The sequence below is a fragment of the Micromonospora sp. NPDC049240 genome, from assembly GCF_040647835.1.
Lineage (GTDB): Bacteria > Actinomycetota > Actinomycetes > Mycobacteriales > Micromonosporaceae > Micromonospora.
In genome coordinates, this window is sequence record NZ_JBEZCX010000001.1 from 1 (window position 1) to 21,631 (window position 21,631).

A 21,631-nucleotide genomic window follows, 5' to 3' on the forward strand; every position below is an offset into this window, starting at 1 on the left:
GAGAGGCAGTAGGAGAACATCGCGTCACCCGAGGCCACCGGCGTCAGGTACCGGCGCTTCAGCTCCTCGGAGCCGGCCAACAGCAGCGGCATGGTGCCCAGCTTGTTGACGGCCGGGATCAGCGAGGACGAGGCGCACGCCCGCGCCACCTCCTCGATCACGATGGCCGTGGCCAGCGCGTCCGCGCCGGCGCCGCCGTATTCCACCGGGACGTGCGGGGCGTGGAAGTCGGCCGCCCGCAGCGCGTCGTAGGACGCCTTCGGGAACTCACCTGTCTCGTCCGCCTCAGCGGCGTGCGGCGCCACCTTGGCCGCACAGACCTCACGGACCGCCTCCCGGATCGCCTCGTGCTCCTCCGGCAACCGGTAGACGTCGAACGACTGCTCTGCGGCCATGTCGGCCCTCCCCTTTCACCGCTATCATGCGCAGTCCGGGCCGCCCGGGGGCCGCCGACTGCCGCAGACTGAAGAATAGCCACCGGGCCTCGACCGGACCTTACCGGCGGGTAGGCTCGCGCCCGGGCGGCGGCAACCCGACCCACTACCCTCACACCAGAATCAGTTTCCCTCGGTGCCCGGCCTAGGCGCCCCTGCAGAATGCGACGCGAGGATGCGCCGCCAGTGCGAGCGGAGAAGACAGGCGTGACGATCCCGTACCCGAACTCCCAGCCGATGCCCGCCATCGCCGCGGTGACCCCGCCCTCCGGCGCGGCCCGGCCCCGGGTGACCTTCCTCGGCACCGGTTACCTCGGTGCGACGTACGCCATCTGCTACGCCGAGCTGGGCTACGAGGTGCTCGGCTTCGACGTCGACGCCGACAAGATCGCCAAGCTGAACGCCGGCGAGGTGCCGATCCACGAGCCCGGCCTCGACGAGCTGCTCCGGCGCAACCTGGCCGCCGGCCGACTGCGGTTCAGCACCGACATCTCCGAGACCGCCGACTTCGGCGACGTGCACTTCATCTGCGTCGGCACCCCGCAGCGCGCCGACGGCATGGGCGCCGACCTGTCGTACGTCGAGGCGTCGGTGACCAGCCTGGCCCAGCACCTGACCCGCAAGGCGCTGATCGTCGGCAAGTCCACCGTGCCGGTGGGCACCGCCGAGTGGGTGGAGCAGCTCGTCGGCAAGCACACGCCGGCCGACCTGGGCGTCGAGGTGGCGTGGAGCCCGGAGTTCCTCCAGGAGGGCTTCGCCGTCGACGACGTGCTGCGCCCCAACCGGATCGTGGTCGGCGTCAAGAGCGAGTGGGCCAACGGCATGCTCTTCGTCGCCCACAAGGGCGTCTTCGACCTGGCCGCCACCGAGGACCGCGAGGTCCCGCTGGTGGTCACCGACTTCGCCACCGCCGAGCTGGTCAAGGTCGCCGCCAACGCGTTCCTGGCCACCAAGATCTCCTTCATCAACGCGATGGCCGAGGTCTGCGAGGCCGCCGGCGGCGACGTCACCCAGCTCGCCCGCTCCATCGGGTACGACCCCCGGATCGGCAACCGCTTCCTCCAGGCCGGCCTCGGCTTCGGCGGCGCGTGCCTGCCCAAGGACATCCGTGCCTTCCAGGCCCGCGCCCAGGAGCTCGGCGCCGGCGAGGCGCTCCGCTTCCTGCACGAGGTCGACCTGATCAACCTGCGTCGGCGTACCCGGGTGGTGCAGCTCGCCGCCGAGTTGCTCAACCGCCGCTCCGGCCCGGCCGGCCCGGACCTCTCCGGCACCCGGATCGCGGTGCTCGGCGCGACCTTCAAGCCCAACACCGACGACGTACGCGACGCCCCCGCCCTCGCGGTGGCCGCGCTGCTCGGCAAGGCCGGCGCCGACGTGCACGTCTTCGACCCGCAGGGGATCGAGAACGCGCGCCGCGCGGTGCCCGGGCTGGCCTACGAGGAGACCATGAACGACGCCGTCCAGGGCGCCGACCTGGTCTGCGTGCTCACCGAGTGGGCCGAGTTCCGCAACGCCGACCCGGTGGCCCTGGGCGAGCTGGCCAACGGCCGGCGGGTCGTCGACGGGCGCAACTGCCTCGATTCGACACTGTGGACGCAGGCCGGCTGGGAGTACCGCGGCCTGGGCCGTCCCTGACCGATCGACGCCGGGCCGGCCGGCCGGGGAGCAGCCTCCCCGGCCGGCCGGTCCTTTTTGTTGTCCGGAACGCGCCGGCAACTGTCGAAATCCCGGCCCGCTCAAGGCATGCTGCCTCTGGGAGGTCCACAGTGCGAGGGCACAGGCGGACGGGAGACGGTCGTGGAGAGCTTCAGGTGCGCCTCGTGCGGGCGGGAGATCAAGCCCGCCGCCGTCTGTCCGCACTGCGGCGCGGAGCAGCCCCAGTGGGCCGAGCACCTGGCCGACATCGAACGGTCGATCGCCGAGATGAAGGCCCGGGACGCCGAGATCGCCCGTGAGCAACGGCAGATCGCCGCCAAGATGCAGGCCGCGCTCTTCCAGCGGGACATCCTGGCGCACGCCGGTGAGGAACGGGTCAAGCAGGCCACCCGGCCCCGCCGGGTGCTGCGGCGACGGCCGGGGCGCCGGCCCCCCACCGCCGCCACCGGCGCGCCACCCCGGGTGCCCCGGCAGGGCACCCCGCCGCCCGGACCGGACGACCTTCCCCCGTCGCCGCCCCGCGGCCGGCCGCAGTGGCTCGACGCGGACGATCCGGAGCACCCGCCGGAGGCGTCCTCGCGCGAGGTGCAGAACATCCCGCTCGGGCTGGGCGCGCTGCTGCTCGGCGTCGCGGCGGTGGTGTTCGCGGCGGTCGCCACCAGCTCGATGGACGCGCTCGCCCGGCTCGGCGTGCTGCTGGTCGCGACCGTGCTGATGCTGCTCGCCCCGCCGGTGCTGGCCCGCCGCGGGCTCACCTCGACCGCCGAGACGATCGCCGCGGTCGGCATGCTGCTGGTGCCGTTGGCCGGGTACGCGGTCTGGGCCGTGGACCGGATCGGCGGCGGCACCTCGGGCGCCGCGTTCGCCGGCGCGATCTTCCTGGTCACCACCGTGGTCGCGGTCGGGTACGCGTACGGCACCGGGCTGCGCGCGCCCCGCTTCGCCACCGTGCTGGCCGCCCAGCCGGTGCTGCCGCTGCTGGCGTACGAGCGGGTGACCGGCCCGGCCGGCTGGGCGCTGGTGCTCACCCTGGTGGCCGTGCTGGACCTGGCGCTGGTGCGCTCCCCGGTGGTGCGCGAACGGCCGGTCCGGACGGACCTGCCCCGCACCGCCCCGCCGGCACCCGCCGCGTCCCGGCAGCGCGCCGACGACGACCGGCCCGAATCGGCGCCGGAGGAGTCCGGCGAGGTGCTCGGCGGCGAGTCACCGGCCGGTCCGGCCACCGCCGCGCCGGCCCGGCCGGTGCCGTGGCTGCGCGAGCTGACCTGGCTGCTGCACGGCGCGGCGGTGGCGCTCGCCCTGGCGTACGCGGTCACCGCCCTGCTGCGCGCCACCACCGTGCCGGTCGCCGCCGGCGCGGGCGCGGTGCTGCTGCTCGCCGCGCTGACGGCGCTGGCCGGCACCTTGGCGCTGCGCCGGCCGCCGCTGCCCGACGTGGGCGCCGGCATCCTCACGCTCGCGGTCATCGGCGCGCTCGGGCGGGTCGCCTCGGTGGCGCTGCCCGGCCGGTCCCTGCTGCTGATCGCCGCGGTCATCGCGCTCACCGGCCTCGCCGTGCGGGCCATGCCGGAGACGGCCCGCCGGGGCCCGCAGCTCGCCTCCGCGGCGGCGTTGACGGTCAGCGGCCTGGTGGTCGCCGGTGGCGCGTTGCGCGCCGGGCTGGCCCCGGTCCGGGCGTCGCTGCCCGCCTGGTCCGCCGACCTGGGCGGCTGGCACGCCGAGCTGGCCCGGGCGGTCGGCCCGACCGGCTGGCAGCTCGCCGCCGCCGCGCTGCTGCTCACCGTCGCCGCGGTGGTGGCGCTGCCCACCTCGATCCGGCGCGAGTTCGCGGTGGTCGGTGCCGCGCTCACCGCGCTCGCCGTGCCGGCCTCGCTCGGTCTGGGCTGGGCGGCGGCCTGCTGGCCGATGCTGGTGACCGCCGTCGCCATCGGGGTGTTCGGGCTCACCGCCGGCACGGAACGGGCTGCGGTGGTGCACGCGGTGACCGCGGCCGGGCTGGGGCTGACCGGCGCCGGCGCCGCGCTCGCCCGGCCCGCGCTCACCGCCGCCGCGCTGACCCTGCTCTTCCTGGCCGGGGCGTTGGTCTCGCTCGCGCCCCGGGTCCGGATCGCCGCCGCCGTGACGGACCCGGTCTGCGCCTGGGCGGCCGGTGGCGCGGCGTTCGCCCTGCCCGGCGCGGTGGCCGCGTTCGTCGCCGCCACCGTGCCGACCCCGCCGGCGCCCACCCCGGCCAACCTGCGCGAGATCACCGTGCCGATCCTCGCGGCGAGCTTCCTCGCCGTCTGCGTGACGCTCGCCTACGCCGCCCTGGTGCAGGTGGCGCAGCGGCAGCTGAGCATGCCGCACGCGCTCGGCACCGTGCTCGGCGCGGTGGCCGTCGCCGTCGCCGGGCTCTTCGCGCCCGGCGCCACCTCGGCGGACGGCTGGGTGGGCGGGCTGCTGCTGATCGCCGCCGCGCTGCTGGCGGCGGCGCCCCGGATCGACGCCCGACGCCGCGCCGACATGTCACTCGACGGCTCCGACCTGGCGCTCGCCGCCACCACGGTGGCGCTTGTCGCCACGCTGGTGCGGATCGCCGCGGTGCTCGCGCCGGGCGGCCAGCTCATGGTTGCCGCCGCGCTGGTACTGGTGGTGGCCGTCGCGGCCCGGGCGCTGCCGGAGGAGTGGCGGCGCGGCCCGATCCTCGGCATCGCCGCCGGCGGCACCCTGATCGGTCTCGTCGCCGCCTGGAGCGCGCTGCGCGGCGGCGTCGGCGTGCTGGCCACCCCCGGCCCGATCTGGGCCGGTGACCTGAGCGGCTGGCCGGCCGCGCCGACCGGCGGGACGACCTGGCAGGCGCCGGTCGCGCTGGCGTTGCTGGCGGCGACCGCCGCCGTCCTGCTGCCCCCGCCCTGGAAGTACGACGTGTCGGGCGTGTGCGCGGTGCTCGCCACCGTGGGCGCGCCGGCCGCGTTCGACCTGCCCTGGTGGTCACCGGTGCTGGTCGGCACCATGGTGGCCGCGGTCTTCGGGATGGCGGCGGTGGCCGCGACGGACCCGAGGGCCGCGCTGTCCCGGGCCACCGTGGCCGGTGTGGTGGCGTTGCACGCCACCGGCGCCGGGCTGGTCCGGCCCTGGACCACCGCGTTGGCGCTGAGCAGCATCGCGTTGATCGGGGTGACGGTGGCGGCCCTGGCCCGGTCGTTCGCGCCGGCGCTGGTGGAGGACGTCCGCACCGAGGGTATGCCGCCGCACCTGGTCCAGGTGGGCGGCGCGGCGGCCGGGTCGGCCCTGCTCGCCCTGCCCGGCGCGGTGGCCGCGCTGTCGGTCGAGTTCGGCCGTCCCGCGCAGGTGGTGCTCACCGCCGCCCTGGCCGCCGCCAGCCTCGGCCTGGCGGTGGTCGCGGCGGTCCGCCGGCAGGTGCCGCAGTACCTGCCGTACGCCAGCGTGGCAGTGGTCGGTGCGGGCACCGTCACGGCGGCCACCGCCCTCGTCGTCCATCTGCCCGCCGGGGTGTTCGCCGCCGCCGCCGCGCTGCTCGGTGTGCTCGCCGAGCTGATCCGGGCGGCCACCGTCCCGCCGGTCGGCTCGGCCCGACCGGTACGCCGGTGGTCGGTGCTGCTGAACGGGGCGCTGCGCCGGGACCCGGACCGCCCCACCGAGCTTCGGTGGCGGGTCAGCCCGGCGGCCGGCGCGTTGGCCGCGGCGGCGCTGCCCACCGCGCTGGCGCTCGTCACGCTGGCGCCCACGCTGGTGGTGGCGCTGTTCTCGACGTTCGTGGTGCTGGGCCGGGTGTGGCAGGGGCCGCCCCCGGAGCTGCTCACCCCGCCGCCGGACGCGGTGGACCCGACCCACGTGCTCACCGCGCTGCTGCTCACCGCGACCGCGGCGCTGGCCGCGACCGGGTTCAGCGGCGGTCGCCGCTCCCGGGCGGTGCCGGTGATCCTGCCCGGGGCGGCCCTCACGCTGCTGATCGCGCCGGTGGCGCTCGGCCAGGGGTGGCCGGTGACCGCGGAGGCGGGGCTGGTGGTGTTCACCATCTCGATGCTGGGGTTGGCGCTGACCCCGCCGCCGGCGTTGGCCGAGCCGGGTCGCTCGATCCGGGTCGCCCGGGTGCTGGTCTTCGTCATCGGGCTGGCCGCCGGTGGCGCCGGGCTGGCCGGCGCGCTCGCCACCCGCGACCTCACCCTGATCACGTTGGGGAGCGCGGTCGGGGTGGGCGCGGTCGCCGCGGTCTTCGGCACCACCCAACGGGCTCGCATCCTCGGCTGGCTGTTCGCCTCGCTGATGGCGCAGCTCTTCGTGCTCACGCTGGGGTTGGTGGCCGGGCTCGCCGCGGTGTGGTCGGCGTTCGGCGTGCTGGCGGTGGGTGCGGCGTTGCAGGTGTTCGCCGCCACGCTGCCCCGGCTGCGCCGGCCCGAGGCGTACCGGGAGGCGGCCACCGTCGAGTGGAGCGGGTACGCTGCGGCGCTCATCGCGCTGGCCCTGGCGTTCGACTCGCCCCGGCACATCGCCGCGTTGCTGGCCGCCTGGGGTGCGGTGCTCGGGGTGGCGGCCAGCCGGCCGGGGCGTCGCCCGTTCGAGCGGAACCTGCTGTTCTGGGCGGTGGTGGCCTGCGAGATCACCGCCTGGTGGATCCTGATGTGGGTGGCCGACGTGGCGCTTCCGGAGGCGTACACTCTGCCGTTCGCCGCGTTGGCCCTGCTGGTCGGCGTGCTGCAACTGCGGCACCGGCCGGACATGTCGAGCTGGGTGGCGTACGGGCCAGCGCTGGTGACCGCGTTCCTGCCCACGTTGGCGATCGTGGTGGCCACCGACTCCAGCATGCTGCGCCAGGTGTTGCTGCTGCTCGGGGCCGTGGCGGTGCTGATCTTCGGCTCGATGAGCCGGCAGCAGGCGCCGGTGATCGTGGGCGCGACGGTGACCGCCGTCGCCGCGGTGCACGCGTTGTTCAGTCTCGGCCCGTGGCTGGTGCTGATCCCGGTCGGCATCGTGCTGCTGGTGCTCGGGGCCAGCAACGAGCGCCGCCGCCGCGCCCAGGAGCGTCTACAGACGGCGCTGCGCGGCATGCGGTGAGCGCACCGCGCGGCACGTGCTCGGGCTGCCACCCCACCGGCGGCCGGATGAACCGACCCTCCAGACCCGACTACCGGTCACCTTCGGTAGCGGGTCGGCTGCCGGAGTGACTCACCCCCCACGCCCTTTGCTCTGCAGCCACTGGCGCATCAGTGACCCAGCGCGACCGCGACTGTCGGACCCAGTAATACGCATCGGTACCAATGCGCATCTCAGAGCAGGTGGTGCGCGGAAGGCTGCAGAGCAAAGGCGCCGCGACTACCAAACGGCCTCCCAACGGCCGATCACGCTCCGTCATTCCGCCACGAAAACACGGAGAGTGAAATCGGTGCCAGTCAGGCCAGCGAGGCGCGGAGCGCCGCCTCCTTCTCGGCGACCAGGTCCTCCAGGCTCGCCTGGTAGGCGGCCATCCGGTCGCGCAACGCCGGGTCGGCGGCGCCCAGGATGCGGACCGCGAGCAGCCCGGCGTTGCGGGCGTTGCCGATCGACACCGTGGCGACCGGCACGCCGGCCGGCATCTGCACGATGGACAGCAGTGAGTCCATGCCGTCCAGGTACTTCAGCGGCACCGGCACGCCGATCACCGGCAGCGGGGTGACCGAGGCGACCATGCCGGGCAGGTGGGCGGCCCCACCCGCGCCCGCGATGATCACCCGGATGCCCCGCCCGGCGGCGGACCGACCGTACTCGATCATCTTGAGCGGGGTGCGGTGCGCGGAGACCACACCGACCTCGTGCGGCACGCCGAACTCGTCGAGCGCCTCGGCGGCGGCCCGCATGGTCGGCCAGTCCGAGTCGCTGCCCATGATCAGCCCGACCGTACTCATGCTGTTCCCTCCTGAAGCCACCGCGCCGCCCGGGCGGCCCGGGCCCGCACGTCGGCCAGGTCCGTGCCGAGCACCGTGACGTGCCCGATCTTGCGGCCCGGTCGGACCTGCTTGCCGTAGAGGTGGACCTTGGCGCCCGGCTCGGCCGCGAACAGGTGGTGCAGCCGCTCGTCGATCGAGATCCCGCCCGGCTCCCCGCCGAGCACGTTCGCCATCACCACCACCGGCGCGGCGAGCGACGTGTCCCCCATCGGGTAGTCCAGCACCGCGCGCAGGTGCTGCTCGAACTGGGAGGTGCGCGCACCCTCGATCGTCCAGTGGCCGGAGTTGTGCGGACGCATGGCCAGCTCGTTGACCACCAGCCCGGAGGGCGTGTCGAACAGCTCCACCGCGAGCAACCCGACCACGCCGAGCGCGGTGGCCAGGTCGATGGCGAGCTGCTGCGCGGCCACCGCCCGTTCCTCCGGCAGGTCGGGCGCGGGCGCCAGCACCTCGACGCAGATGCCGTCGCGCTGCACGGTCTCCACCACCGGGTACGCGGCCACCTGCCCGAACGGCGACCGGGCGACCTGCACGGCCAGCTCCCGACGCAGCGCCACCCGTTCCTCGACCAGCAGCGGCGTGCCGCCGTCGAGCAGCGTGGCGGCCAGCTCGGTGGCCTGGTCGGCGTCGTCCACCAGCCAGACGCCCCGGCCGTCGTAGCCGCCCCGGGCGGCCTTGAGCACCACCGGCCAGCCGGTCTGCTCGCCGAACCCGACCAGGTCGGCCGGCGACTCCACCGGACGCCAGGCCGGGTTCGGCGCGCCCAGCTCGGCGAGCCGCTCCCGCATCACCCGCTTGTCCTGCGCGTGCACCAGCGCCTCGGCCGGCGGGAACAGCTTGACGCCCTCCGCGGCCAGCGCACGGATGTGATCGTTCGGCACGTGCTCGTGGTCGAACGTGACCACGTCGCAGCCCTTCGCGAACGTGCGTAGCGCGGTCAGGTCGGTGTGGTCGCCGTACTGGACGTCGGCGGCGACGAGCGCCGCGCCGTCGTCCGGGGCGAGTGCCAGCACGCGCAGCGACTGGCCGAGGGCGATGGCGGCCTGGTGGGTCATCCGGGCCAGTTGGCCGCCACCCACCATGCCCACGACGGGGAGTCCGGTCCGGGAGTCCATAGCGCCGCCAGCCTAACCGGGCCGGCACCGGGCCCGCCCGTGAGGGCGGCCCGCCGCCGGGGACTCAGCCGAGCTGGGCGACCAGCTCCTCGACCGAGGTCACCGGCCGCTGGCAGACGAACCCCCGGCAGACGTACGCGGTCGGCCGCCCGTCGACCAGGGACCGGCCGGCCAGCAGCGGCACGCCGGGCTGATCCGGGGCGCCGGCGACCACCACCGCGCCGGGCGGGGCGTGCCGGTGCGCGGCGGCCACCAGCGGGTCACCCGTCGGATCGTCGGTCGCCACCGCGATCTCGTACGGCCCGGAGAGCAGCGCCTCGCCCGCCGTGGCGGCGTAGCCGGTGAACCGGGCGTGCCGGTCCACGATCGGCGCGACGGTCGACAGGGTCGCCTCGGCGGCCTCCCGGTAGCGGGTCTCCCCGGTCAACGCCGCGTACGCGACAAGCGCCGCGACGATCGCCGACCGGCCGGACGGGGTCGCGTTGTCGGTCGGGTCGGCCGGCCGGGTGACCAGGCGTTCGGCGTCGTCGGCGGTGTCGTAGAAGCCGCCGTCCGGCGCCGCGAACCGGGCCAGCGCCACGTCGAGCAGCTCACCGGCCAGCGCCAGCCAGCGCCCCTCGCCGGTGAGCTGGTGCAGCGCGCAGAACGCCTCCGCGACGCAGCCGTAGTCCTCCAGCACCCCGGCCGGCGCGCCCACCACCCCGTCCCGGGACACCCGGCGCAGCCGGCCGTCCACCAGGTGCACGGCGGCCAGGTGCTCGGCGGCGTCGCGCATCGCCCCGTCGGCGACGATGACCACACCCTCCAGCAGGTTCGCGTCCTCGTCCTCCGGTGCCGCGTAGAGCGCGGCGACCTGCTGGAACTCCGCGATGGCGGTGATCGCCAAGCCGTTCCAGGCGGCCACCACCTTGTCGTCGCGGGCCGGTTGGGGGCGGGTGTCGCGGGCGTGCAGCAGCCGGCCCGCCACGTCCCGCCAGCGGGCCCGGACGGCCGGATCGGCGTCGTCCACGTCCCGGGCCAGCCGCAGCACGCTGGCGCCCTCCTCGAAGGTGCCGTCGGGGGTGACGGTGAACAGGTCGGCGGCGAACCGGCCGTCCTCCTCGCCCAGCACCTCGACGAGCTGGTCCGGCGTCCAGACGTAGGTGAGCCCCTCGACGCCCTCGGTGTCCGCGTCCAGCGCCGAGGCGAAGCCCTCGCCGGCCCGGTGCAGCTCGTCGGCGAGGAACCGGGCGGTGTCGCGGGCCACCCGGCGGGCCAGCCTGTCGCCGGTGACCCGCCAGAGCTGGGTGTAGACGCGCAGCAGCAGCGCGTTGTCGTAGAGCATCTTCTCGAAGTGCGGCACGGTCCAGTGGCCGTCCACCGAGTAGCGGGCGAAGCCGCCGGCGAGCTGGTCGTTCAGGCCACCGCGGGCCATCGCCTCGGCGGTGTGCCGGACGATCTCCAGGCTGCGCGCCGACCCGGTCCGCCGGTGGTGCCGGAGCAGGAAGAGCAGGTTCATGTGCGGCGGGAACTTCGGGGCGCCGCCGAAGCCGCCGTTCGTCTCGTCGTACTCCTTCGCGAGCTGGGCGGCGGCGCCGTCGAGCAGCTCGGCGGTGAGCGGGGCGGTCACGCCGCCGACGGCCTGGGCGCCGCCGATCGCCTCGACCACGGCGGCCCCCTGCCGCAGCACCTCCTCGCGCTGGTCCCGCCAGGCGGCGGCGACCGAGCCGAGCAGCCGGAGGAAGTTGGCCCGGGGGAAGTAGGTGCCGCAGAAGAACGGGGTGCCGTCCGGGGTGGCGAAGACCGTCATCGGCCAGCCGCCCTGGCCGGTCATCGCCTGGGTGGCGGTCATGTAGACGGCGTCGACGTCGGGCCGTTCCTCGCGGTCGACCTTGACGCAGACGAAGTCGTCGTTCATGAGCCGGGCCACGGCCTCGTTCTCGAACGACTCGTGGGCCATCACGTGGCACCAGTGGCAGGCGGCGTAGCCGACCGAGATGAGCACCGGCACGTCACGCCGCTTCGCCTCGGCGAACGCCTCGTCACACCAGGGCCACCAGTCGACCGGGTTGTCGGCGTGCTGGAGCAGATAGGGCGAGGTGGCCTCGGCGAGTCGATTCACCATCCGACCATAGCGAGCGCGCGGTGCCCGCGCGCCGCGAGTGGCCGGCCGGGTCAGCGGGGACGCCGGTCGCGTCCACCGTGCCAGCAGACTAGGGCCGACCAGCGGTCCCGCGCTGCCCCGCACCGACGGGATGTCGGCAGCCCGACGGCCCGCCACGAAACGTCCTTCCGTTATTCATCCTGGTCTATTTGAATCGGCGCATGTCCGGCGTCGCCCACCGCCGGCACGTCCGAAGGAGACGGTCCATGCGCAGACCCCCCGTCCTGCTCGCCCTGCTCGCCCTCGCCGCCCTCACCGGCGCCGCGCTGACCCCCGCCGCCGCGTCCGCCGCGGTGCCACCGGAGACCCGGTGGTCCGCCACCACCGCCGTCGGCATCCACAACACGTACGAGCGCGGCACCTACACCTACCTCGCCCAGGCGCTCGACGCCCGACCCGGGCTGATCGAACTGGACGTCTGGCCGGACGTGCTCACCCGGCAGTGGCGGGTCAGCCACAGCAACCCGCTCGGCAACGACAACAACTGCGTGGCCGCCACCAGCGCGGCCCAGCTCTACACCGGCACCCGGAACAAGAACCTGGAGCACTGCCTGGACGACATCCGACTCTGGCTGGGCGCCCACCCCGACGCCGGCCCGGTGATCCTCAAGCTGGAACTCAAGACCGGCTTCAGCAGCCGTACCGGGCAGGGGCCGGCCCAGCTCGACGCGGTGCTCGCCGCCCGCCTCGGCGACCGGGTGTTCCGCCCCGCCGACCTGCTCGGCGGCCACCCCGGCCTGGACGCCGCCGCCCGCGCCGACGCCTGGCCCACCCGGGGGCAGCTCGCCGGCAAGGTGATCGTGGAACTGATCCCCGGCACCGTCGAGGAGGGCAACCCGACCGACACCCTCTGGACCGACGTGGAGTACGCGCGCCACCTGGCCGGCCTGGCGGCGGCCGGCACACTGGACACCGCCCGCGCGTTCCCGGCCGTGCACCGCGCCCAGGCCGGCGACCCCCGCGCCCGATACGCGGACCCGGCCCTGCGCCAGTGGTTCGTGGTCTTCGACGGCGACGCCTCGGCGTACGTCACCGGCGGCATCGACACCGCCTGGTACGACACGAACCACTACCTGCTGGTGATGACCGACGCGCAGAACGTCCCGCCGGCCGTCGGGGCCGGTGACGCCGACGCGGCGGCGGCCCGGGTCGCCCAGCTCGCCCGCGCGCACGCCACCATCGCCTCCGCCGACTGGTCCGGTCTCCCCACCGTCCTCGACGACGTCCTCCCCCGAGGCTGACCCCTGAGTGAGGCCCCTGTTGCACGGAAAGCGTGGCTGTCCGGGCCCGGATGGCCACGCTTTCCGTGAATCTGCGGCAGAGGCAGGTGGGGGTGGGGTCAGGAGGCGCCGTCGGCGCGCAGCGGGAAGACGTTGCCGCGGGCCGTGTCACGCAGCGAGCCGAGCACCGCGCCGATCTTGTCCGCCGGCATCGGCTTGAAGAAGTGGTAGCCCTGGGCGGCGGTGCAGCCCAGCTCCGCCAGCGCGGTGCGCTGCTCGGCGGTCTCCACGCCCTCGGCCACCACCCGCAGGCCCAGCTCGTGGGCGAGCCCGACGGTGGTACGCACGATCGCCGCCGCCTCCGGCGAGTCCGCCATCCGGATCACGAAGGAGCGGTCCACCTTCAACTCGTCGACCGCGATCCGGGTCAGGAACGTCAACGACGAGAAGCCGGTGCCGAAGTCGTCCACGGCGAGCTGCACGCCCATCGCCCGGAGCGTGGCCAGCACCTCGTCGATGACCTCCAGCTCGCTCATCACCACCGTCTCGGTGATCTCCAGGACCAGCCGGCGCGGCGGAACCTGGTGCCGGCGCAGCGCCTCCTCGATCTCGGCGGGCAACCTCGGGTCGAGCAGGCTGCGCGCCGACAGGTTCACCGAGATCGGGACGTCCAGCCCTTCACGCGCCCACCCGGCGGCCACCGCCAGCGCCTTGTCCAGCACGTAGCGGGTGAAGCTGCCGAGCTGCTCGCTGTTCTCCACCGGCCGGATGAAGTCGGACGGTCCCAGCCAGCCCCGGCGCGGATGCCGCCACCGGATCAACGCCTCCACCCCGGTCGGCGCGCCGGTGGCCAGGTCGACCGCCGGCTGCAACGCGAGCACCAACTGGTCGTCGGCGGCCAGCGCCTCGCGCAGCTCCGCGAGCAACGCCAGGTGGTCGGTGCTCGCCGCGTCCCGCGAGCTGTCGTACGCGGCGACGCTGCCGCCGCCCTCCTTGGCCTGGTACATCGCGATGTCGGCACGCCGCAGCAGCTCGGTCAGGTCGGCGGCGCCCGCGTCGGCCGCCACCACGCCGACCGCCACCTCGACCGACATCCGCACGCCGGCCACCTCGGTCGGGGCGGCGAGCCGCTCGGCGACCTCCCGGGCCTGACGCAGCGCGTACGTCAGCGGGGCCGTCCGGTCGTCGATCACCGGGACCGAGGTCAGCAGCAGCGCGAACTCGTCGCCGCCGAGCCGCCCGAGCAGGTCGCCCGGCCGGGTCAGCACGGCCAGCCGGTTGGCGGTCAGCCGCAGCAGCTCGTCGCCGGCGGCGTGCCCCAGCGTGTCGTTGACCTCCTTGAACTGGTTCACGTCCAGCAGGAGCAGGGCCACCGGGTGGTCGTGCGGACGCTGCCGCAGCGCCTGGTCGCCCCGGGCCAGCAGCGCCGCCCGGTTGAGCAGCCCGGTGAGCTGGTCGTGCACCGCCTCGTACGACGACCGGGCGGTGACCAGCCGCAGCTCGCGGTGGGTCGCGGCGTCGTGCAGCGCGGCGGCCAGGGCGTCGGAGAACGCGGCCACCCCGTCACGTTCGGCGGGGCTGGGCGGGGCGGACCGGGCGAAGCGCACCCGCAGCCGGCCCACCTCGACGGTGCCGACGGCGAGCCGCCGGACCAGCTCGTGCTCGCCCGTGCCGGCTTCCGCGGTCGGGTCCACCTCGACGTCCCGCACCTGACCGCCGAGGTCGGCCCGGTAGCGGCGCCAGTGCCCCTCCCCGCGCGCCACGTCCACCTCGACCAGCTCGGCCCCGAACAGGGTGAGCGCGCCGGTCACCGCGGCGGTCGCGACGCCGCGTTCGTCGAGCTGGTTGAGCGCGGCGGTGGCCTCGGCGAACGCCCGCCAGGTCCGCCGTTCCTGGTCGGCCCGGAGCCGGTGCCGGTAGGTCTGTTGCAGCAGCCACAGCGGGGGCGGCAGGAGCAGCAGCCAGCGCGCGTCGAGTTCGAGCAGCGCGACCACCACCAGGCCGACCGCGACGTTGCCGACGAACATGGGCAGCTTGCCGCGGAGCGCGGCCAGCAGCGGCGGCCCGATCGGGATGCCGTGCCGCAGGGCGATCGTGGCGGCGCCCAGCCAGGCGGTGGTGAGCAGGTAGGTGACCGCGCCGGCGCCCAGCGCCAGGGCCAGCTCGGGGGTCGGCGCGGCGAGCAGCGGCCGGCCGAGCGCGCTCGCGACGGCCCCGGCCAGCGCCGTGGCGGCGGTGAGCGAGCCGGCGATGCGGACCAGTTCCAGCACCGGGCGGCGGTCGGCGACGAGCGACATGGTGGTCCAGGCGGCGCCGGCGCCGAGCAGCGCCGCGCCCGGGAGCCAGCCGGCGGGCACCAGCCAGAGGCAGACCACGAGCGCGGCCTCGCCCCAGGTGATGCTGACCATGCCGGCCGCGGTGCGGAAGCGCAGGCGGGCGAGCTGGGCGACGGCGAACGTGACCGCGGCGAGGCCGAACCGCGCCGGCCCGGGCAGCGGGTCATCGACCGGCAGGTGCGCCGGTACGGCGAGACCGAGCACCGCGGCCAGCAGCGCGGTGACCGCGACCGCGGCGGTCAGCAGCACGACGCTCAACGGGGTGCCGCGCAGGCCGAGCCGGTCGGGGGGACGGTCGGCCGGTTCGGAGGTCACGGCCCCGCCCCGGGACGGCCCGGGATCGGGGCACGGTGGGGGCCCGTGACTGTCCTCGACATCGACGCCCCCCTTCCGCGCAGGGTCCGGGGCCTGACGGTCCCCCCGGCGGAAGGCTAAGCCAAAGCCGGTGGTCGCAACAGGGGTCGACGACCGACTTGGGCGTGATTCACGTGGTGTTCAGCTGTTGCGGTGCTGCTGGGAGCCGTTGGGAGTATTCGTCGGTGAATCCTGCTCGACAGTCCCCCCTGTCGGATCGACGACCGCCGCGTCGACCCGTCCCGGCTCGGCCTGGTGCGGGAAGCGGTCCGGCAGCCGGCGCAGCCGGGCGTTCATGTTGCGGATCAGCAGGACGGTGACGGTGGCCAGCGCGACGATGAGGAAGAGGCCCATCGGACCGGCCAGACCACCCGTGCGGGTGTCACCGAAGTTGTTCTCCGCGAGCACCTGGGCGGTGGTCAGCATGGTGTTCCTCCGATGTGCGGCTGACGACCAGGGTAGCCCGCGCCGACGTCAGTGGGCACGGCACGTCTCGCGCACGCCGGCGAAGAGGTCCGACTCGGGGAGCGGGCTGTTCACCAGCGAACGGGCGAGTTGGAAGTCCTCCGTGGGCCAGGCGCGCTGCTGGAGGTCCATCGGCACCTGGAACCAGAACCCGTCCGGGTCGATCTGGGTGGCGTGGGCGCGCAGCGCGTCGTCGCGGACCGGGAAGTAGGCGGCGCAGTCGACCCGGGTGGTGATCCGGTCGCCCTTGTCGGGGCGGTCCTCCCAGCGCTTCATCCACTCCCCGTACGGCGACTCGCGGCCGGCGGCGAGCATCGCCTCGTGCAGGCTCATGATCTTGGCGCGGGAGAAGCCCACGTCGTAGTAGAGCTTGAGCGGCTGCCAGGGCTCGCCCAGCTCCTGGTGGCGCTCCGGGTCGCCGGCCGCCTCGAACGCGGCCACGGTGACCTTGTGGGTCATGATGTGGTCCGGGTGCGGGTAGCCGCCCTCCTCGTCGTACGTGGTGACCACGTGCGGGCGGAACTGCCGCATCAGCCGCACCAGTGGCGCGGCGGCGGCCTCCACCTCCTGGAGGGCGAAGCAGCCCTCCGGCAGCGGCGGCAACGGGTCGCCCTCGGGCAGCCCGGAGTCGACGAAGCCGAGCCACGCCTGCTCGACGCCGAGGATGGCGCGGGCGGCGTCCATCTCGGCCCGGCGGATGTCGCCGATGTTGGCCCACACGTCCGGCCGGTCCATCTTGGGGTTCAGCACGCTGCCCCGCTCGCCGCCGGTGCACGTGACGACCAGCACCTCCACCCCCTCGGCGACGTATTTCGCCATGGTGGCGGCGCCCTTGCTCGACTCGTCGTCGGGATGGGCGTGCACCGCCATGAGACGCAGCTGCTCTGCCACCTTGGGCGCTCCTCGTCTGTGCCCACCGGCCGACCCACCCGGGCCGACCGGCTGACCTGCCGGAATCTCCCCCCGCGCCCGCGAAAGCCCCCGTGCTGGCCGGCCGGCACCCCGTCGGAGTGGCCGGGACCACTCGGACCGGTCGGGGCCGACCTGCCATCCTTGGCTCAGCGCCGGGCTGGGAAGATGGACCCTGCCATTCTTGCCGATGCCGCCGACAACAACGCCAGGAGATACCCGCCGGTGAGCGAGACGCACGCCACAGTCGTACCGGGTACGCCGGTCTTCCCGCCCGGCCGCTACGGCCGCCGCCGGGAGCCGGGTCGCCGCCGGCCGCTTCTGCTCGCGCTGACCGTGGCGGTCGTGCTGGCCGTGCTCGGGTTGGCTGCCGCGAAGCTCTACACCCAGTACGGCGACCCGGAGTACCGGGGCGAGATGATCAGTTACACCGGGATCACCGACTCCCGGGTGGTGGTCGACTTCCGGGTCACCGTGCCGCCGGGCGGCGCGGCCACCTGCCTGCTGCGGGCCCGCTCGCACGACGGCGCCGAGGTGGGCCACGTCGAGGCCACCGTGACCGCCGGGCCCGGCCAGCGGCACGTCCGGGCCAGCCAGGAGGTGCCGACCAGCGCCCGGCCGTTCATCGGTGAGGTGTTGCGCTGCCGACCGGCCTGAGCCGGAGCGCCGGCGAGCCGCCGGACCTCGCACCCGGGTGGGTCCCGCCGCCGGCACCCCGGGTGATCGAGCGCACCCGGACGGGCACGGCACTGGTAGCTTGGTAGTTCACCTGTCAGCCAGTCCGCACCAACCGAGGAGATCGCCTGTGTCCACCAACGGAAACGAGGCGCCCGCCACCTGGCTGTCCCAGGACGCGTACGACCGCCTGCAGGGCGAGCTCGACGAGCTGATCGCCAACCGGCCGGTCATCGCCGCCGAGATCAACGCCCGGCGCGAGGAGGGCGACCTGCGGGAGAACGGTGGCTACCACGCCGCCCGCGAGGAGCAGGGCAAGGCCGAGGGACGCATCCTCTACCTGAAGGAGCTGCTCCGCACCGCCAAGGTCGGTGAGGCGCCGGATGCCGACGCGGTGTCGCCCGGCATGGTCGTGACGATCTACTTCGACGACGACGCCGACGACACCGAGACCTTCCTGCTCGGCTCCCGCGAGATCGCCTCCACCACCGAGCTGACCGTCTACAGCCCCGAGTCCGCGCTCGGCAAGGCGATCCTCGGTGGCAAGGCCGGCCAGACCTGCACCTACACGGCGCCGAGCGGCGCCGACATCAAGGTGACGGTGGTGTCCTTCGAGCCGTACTCCGGCTGATCCCGCTGGCGGACCCGCGCCGGCCGGCTCGGGTCCGACCCGACCGAGGCTGACAGGCTCCTCGGACCCGAGCCACTCCACTCGAACGCCCCGACCGGATCATCCGGCCGGGGCGTTCGCGATCTCACACGGCGCCGACCAGATCCACCTGGTAGCCGCTGGCCCGCAACGCGCTGATCAGCTTGTCCGAGTGCGTCACCCCGCGGGTCTCCACCGAGAGTGCCACCTCCACCTCCCCGAGCCGCAGGTGCGGGTTCGCCCGCTGGTGCACCACGTCCACCACGTTCGCCCGGTGCCCGGCGATCTCACCCAGCAGCGAGGCGAGCTGCCCGGGCCGGTCCGTGCAGCGCACCGTGATGCGCAGGAAACGCCCGGTCGCCGCCAGCCCGTGCTCGATCATCCGGAGCATCAGCAACGGGTCGATGTTGCCGCCGGAGAGCACCGCCACCACCGGCGACTCCACCTCCACGACGGCCGCCAGCAGCGCCGCCACGCCGACCGCGCCGGCCGGCTCCACCACCTGCTTGCCGCGCTCCATCAGCGTCAGCAACGCCCGTGAGATGTCCTCCTCGGAGACCGTGACCACGTCGTCGACCAGCCGCTGGACGTGGGTGAACGTCAGTTCGCCGGGACGCCCCACGGCGATGCCGTCGGCGATCGTCGAGAAGGCGGGCAGCCGCACCGGCTCGCCGGCCCGCAGCGAGGGCGGGAAGGCGGCGGCGCTCGCCGCCTGCACCCCGATCACCCGGATGTCCGGGCGCAGCGCCTTGGCCACCACCGCGATCCCGGAGACGAGGCCGCCGCCACCCACCCCGGTCACGATGGTGCGCACGTCCGGGCACTGTTCGAGGATCTCCAACGCCACCGTGCCCTGACCGGCGATGACGTCCGGATGGTCGAACGGGTGGATGAACACCGCGCCGGTCCGCTCCGCGAACGTCTGCGCCGCGACCAGCGCCTCGTCGACAGTGGTGCCGACCAGTTCGATGCGGGCGCCGTACCCCTTGGTCGCGGAGACCTTCGGCAGCGGCGCGTTCACCGGCATGAAGACGGTGGCCTCCGCGCCGAGCAGGCCGGCGGCGAGCGCCACGCCCTGGGCGTGGTTGCCGGCGCTGGCCGCCACCACGCCCCGGGCCCGGTCCTGCGCCGAGAGCCGGGAGATCCGCACGTACGCGCCGCGCACCTTGTACGACCCGGCGCGCTGCATGTTCTCGCACTTGAGCATGACCGGCCCACCGAACGCGGCGCTGAGCGGCCGGAACGGCTCCAGCGGGGTGGTCCGGGTGACGCCGGCGAGCAGCTCCCGCGCGGCCTGTACGTCGGCGAGACCGACCAGTTCCGTCATGCCCCGATCGTGCCACCCGCACCGGGCGGAAGCTGCGGCGACGTCGCCACGGGCGCACCGGGCGCGGGCCCCACGACAGGTGCGGGGCCGGCCGCCCCGGCCGCCGGCCAACCGGGCCGGCCAGCCTGACCGGACTGCCCTGACCAGCCGGAATGTCCCGGCCAGCCGGGGTGACCGGGCCAGCCCGGGAACGCCGGTCGGGCCCGCGCGATCCGGTCCTGCTGGGCGACGGAGATCCGGCGAACCAGCACGACGAAAGAGATCGCGGCGACCAGGCAGGCGAGCACCGGCAGCAGGCGGGGCGCGAGCGACTCCCGGTAGAACGTGACGTACGTGGCGAACTCGGCCTCGCTGCGCGGCCACTCGGTCAGCCGCTCGTACCGCTGCTCCTCCAGCTGCGCCACCACCCGCTCCCCGATGGAGAAGACCAGCCAGGCCGCCCACCAGAGCGGCACCAGCCACGGCGTTCGGCGGCGCCACAGGCTGAACCGCGCCACCTCGGCCACCACCCGGGCCGGCACGACGAAGTTGGCGAACGGCACCAGCCAGCCGGCGATCGCCCAGGCGGGGCTCTGCGTCGGCGCGGCGCCGGAGAAGGCGTCCAGGTTCTTGCGCACCCGCCACGTCCAGATCACCACCAGCGTGGCGGCCACCAGCACGGCCAGGATGAACGGCAGGGTGAGCAGGACCTCGGCGAGCACCGCGCCGAGCAGCACGTCCCGGTCGAGCTGCTCGGCGGCCGAGCGGGCCAGGCGGACGCCGAGCAGCGGGAAGAGCGCGGAGAGCGTGAACAGCGCGGCGGTCGCGCCGACCGCGACACAGAGGGCCGACCCCAGGCCCCGGACCGGGTACGTGGGCACGCCGGGCAGGACTGGGGGCTGGCCGTGGCGGGTGCCGCAGCGCTGGCACTCGTCGAAGGCGGGCGAGGTGGCGTCCCCGCAGGTCTGGCAGTGCATCGGGACCGTCCGGAGGAGTGCGCGCGACAGGGACGCGCACACGTTAGACGATCATGCGACGGCCGGTGACCCCGTTCCGACGCGGGGATAGCCGGGGGCGTGCCGCTGCCACGGCGCCTGCATCTCGAACTGGCCGGCCACCCCGAGCAGCAGCAGTTCGGAGCCGGGCGGGCCGACGAACTGCACCCCGACCGGCAGCCCGTCCGGGCGACGCCCGACCGGCACCACGATCGACGGCAGGCCGGCGATGTTCCACGGCGCGGCGTACGGGGCGTACCGGATGTTCGTCGACATGTTCGCCAGCCAGGAGCGGCCGGACCAGCCGGCTGCCTCCGGCGGCGGCCCGGCCAGCGCGGGGGTGAGCAGCAGGTCGACCGACTGGTCGTCGAAGAAGTGCACCGACCGTTCGCGCCAGGCGGCCCGGTCGGCCTCCCTGACGTACCCCCGGCGCTGCGCCCACTCGCCGAGCGCGACGTGCCGGCGGCTGCGCCGCTGGAGCTGGCGTGGCGCCACACCGGCGGCCCGCACGTCGGCGGCGGCCGCCGCGAACCAGGTGGCGATGCCCTGGAGGCCCAGCCGGGTCGGGTAGACCGGGTCGGCCGGGACGGTGTCGTGCCCGGCGGCGGCCAGCAGCCGGCCGGCGGCGGCCACCGCGTCCCGGTTCGGCGCGTCCGGCGAGACGCCCCGGACCGGCGAGCGCAGCGAGACGCCCACCCGCAGCCGCGGCGGCGGGACCAGCTTGTCCGGCCGGCGGCCGGCCAGCACCGAGAAGCCGACCACCGCGTCCGCCACCGTCCCGGTCAGCATGCCGTGCTCGGTGAGACCGAACCAGTCGTCCGCGCCGAGCTGGCAGGGCACCACGCCCCGGCCGGGCTTGAGCCCGACCAGACCGCAGCAGGCCGCCGGGATGCGGATCGAGCCGAGGCCGTCGTTGCCGTGCGCCATCGGCACCAACCCGGCGGCCACCGCGGCGGCGGCGCCGCCGGAGGAGCCGCCGGGGGTACGCGTCCGGTCCCAGGGGTTGCGGGTCACGCCGGTGTCGTCGTCGGTGAGGGCCCAGAGGCCGAGTTCCGGCATCCGGGTCACCCCGAGGATCACCGCGCCCGCGCCGCGCAGCCGCCGGACCACCTCGTGGTCGGCCTCCGCCACCGGGGTACGCATCGCAGCCGACCCGTTCCAGGTGGGCAGGCCGGCCACCGGCGTGTTCTCCTTGACCGCCACCGGCACCCCGGCCAGCGGCAGGTCGGCCAGTTCCTCCTGCTCGTCGACCTTCTCCGCCTCGGTGATCGCCTCGCCGCCACGGACCGTGCGGAACGCGGCCAGCTCGGCGTCGACCCGTGACACGTGGTCGAGGTGGTCGGCCACCACCTGGGTGGCGGAGACGTCGCCGCGGCGTACCGCGCGGGCGATCTGCTTCGCGGTCGCCCCGACCCAGGTCGTCGGCAAGATGTCCGGCACTGCCACCCTC

General features: G+C 74.8%; 15 protein-coding genes. 5 read left to right on the forward strand and 10 right to left on the reverse strand.

Going from position 1 to position 21,631, the window contains the following annotated elements; translation table 11 throughout:
• A partial coding sequence (locus AB0B02_RS00005) for an acyl-CoA dehydrogenase family protein (RefSeq protein ID WP_357291738.1) occupies positions 1 to 395 on the reverse strand: 395 nt, incomplete at its 3' end.
• Positions 396 to 641: 246 nt separating this feature from the next.
• Here AB0B02_RS00005 and AB0B02_RS00010 point away from each other — a divergent pair.
• A complete protein-coding gene (locus tag AB0B02_RS00010; RefSeq protein ID WP_357291741.1) occupies positions 642 to 2,069 on the forward strand; it encodes a UDP-glucose/GDP-mannose dehydrogenase family protein in 1,428 nt (475 codons plus the stop codon).
• A gap of 162 nt (positions 2,070 to 2,231) precedes the next feature.
• On the forward strand, positions 2,232 to 7,145 hold the full coding sequence (locus AB0B02_RS00015; protein WP_357291744.1) for a permease: 4,914 nt from the start codon (positions 2,232 to 2,234) through the stop codon (positions 7,143 to 7,145).
• 335 nt (positions 7,146 to 7,480) lie between these two features.
• Here AB0B02_RS00015 and purE read toward each other — a convergent pair whose 3' ends face one another.
• The 3 genes from purE to AB0B02_RS00030 form a co-directional block, all read right to left on the reverse strand.
• Positions 7,481 to 7,972: a 5-(carboxyamino)imidazole ribonucleotide mutase gene (gene purE, locus AB0B02_RS00020; RefSeq protein WP_281944104.1), complete on the reverse strand. Its 492-nt coding sequence runs from the start codon at positions 7,970 to 7,972 to the stop codon at positions 7,481 to 7,483.
• The gene (locus AB0B02_RS00025; RefSeq protein WP_357291748.1) at positions 7,969 to 9,129 is read right to left on the reverse strand and encodes a 5-(carboxyamino)imidazole ribonucleotide synthase; all 1,161 of its coding nucleotides are present in this window, start codon (positions 9,127 to 9,129) and stop codon (positions 7,969 to 7,971) included. Before AB0B02_RS00025 ends, purE begins: the two co-directional genes overlap by 4 nt.
• Positions 9,130 to 9,193: 64 nt before the next feature.
• Positions 9,194 to 11,230 carry a thioredoxin domain-containing protein gene (locus tag AB0B02_RS00030; RefSeq protein WP_357291751.1) on the reverse strand — a complete coding sequence of 679 codons (2,037 nt, stop codon included), beginning with the start codon at positions 11,228 to 11,230 and terminating at the stop codon, positions 9,194 to 9,196.
• A gap of 248 nt (positions 11,231 to 11,478) precedes the next feature.
• Here AB0B02_RS00030 and AB0B02_RS00035 point away from each other — a divergent pair, with 248 nt between their 5' ends.
• Positions 11,479 to 12,513 carry a phosphatidylinositol-specific phospholipase C domain-containing protein gene (locus tag AB0B02_RS00035; protein ID WP_281944109.1) on the forward strand — a complete coding sequence of 345 codons (1,035 nt, stop codon included), beginning with the start codon at positions 11,479 to 11,481 and terminating at the stop codon, positions 12,511 to 12,513.
• A 98-nt stretch (positions 12,514 to 12,611) separates the two neighbouring features.
• Here AB0B02_RS00035 and AB0B02_RS00040 read toward each other — a convergent pair whose 3' ends face one another.
• From AB0B02_RS00040 to mca, 3 genes are all read right to left on the reverse strand, one after another.
• Entirely contained in the window at positions 12,612 to 15,101 is a 2,490-nt protein-coding gene (locus AB0B02_RS00040; protein WP_281944200.1) for a bifunctional diguanylate cyclase/phosphodiesterase, read from the reverse strand.
• Positions 15,102 to 15,323: 222 nt separating this feature from the next.
• Positions 15,324 to 15,608, reverse strand: coding sequence for a hypothetical protein (locus AB0B02_RS00045; RefSeq protein ID WP_281944111.1), 285 nt, complete (start codon positions 15,606 to 15,608; stop codon positions 15,324 to 15,326).
• Positions 15,609 to 15,656: 48 nt separating this feature from the next.
• Entirely contained in the window at positions 15,657 to 16,538 is an 882-nt protein-coding gene (gene mca / locus AB0B02_RS00050; RefSeq protein ID WP_357291755.1) for a mycothiol conjugate amidase Mca, read from the reverse strand.
• 243 nt (positions 16,539 to 16,781) lie between these two features.
• On the opposite strand from mca, the gene AB0B02_RS00055 reads away from it, so the two are divergent.
• Positions 16,782 to 17,213: a DUF4307 domain-containing protein gene (locus tag AB0B02_RS00055; RefSeq protein WP_281944115.1), complete on the forward strand. Its 432-nt coding sequence runs from the start codon at positions 16,782 to 16,784 to the stop codon at positions 17,211 to 17,213.
• A gap of 148 nt (positions 17,214 to 17,361) precedes the next feature.
• Positions 17,362 to 17,862: a transcription elongation factor GreA gene (gene greA, locus AB0B02_RS00060; protein ID WP_107162318.1), complete on the forward strand. Its 501-nt coding sequence runs from the start codon at positions 17,362 to 17,364 to the stop codon at positions 17,860 to 17,862.
• Positions 17,863 to 17,986: 124 nt separating this feature from the next.
• Here greA and ilvA read toward each other — a convergent pair whose 3' ends face one another.
• The 3 genes from ilvA to AB0B02_RS00075 are packed head-to-tail and all read right to left on the reverse strand — an operon-like array spanning position 17,987 to position 21,627.
• Complete coding sequence (ilvA, locus tag AB0B02_RS00065) at positions 17,987 to 19,207, reverse strand: threonine ammonia-lyase (protein ID WP_281944119.1); 1,221 nt, start codon at positions 19,205 to 19,207, stop codon at positions 17,987 to 17,989.
• Entirely contained in the window at positions 19,204 to 20,163 is a 960-nt protein-coding gene (locus AB0B02_RS00070; RefSeq protein WP_357291760.1) for a DUF4328 domain-containing protein, read from the reverse strand. Before AB0B02_RS00070 ends, ilvA begins: the two co-directional genes overlap by 4 nt.
• Positions 20,164 to 20,214: 51 nt before the next feature.
• On the reverse strand, positions 20,215 to 21,627 hold the full coding sequence (locus AB0B02_RS00075; protein ID WP_281944123.1) for an amidase family protein: 1,413 nt from the start codon (positions 21,625 to 21,627) through the stop codon (positions 20,215 to 20,217).
• Positions 21,628 to 21,631 lie beyond the last annotated feature (4 nt).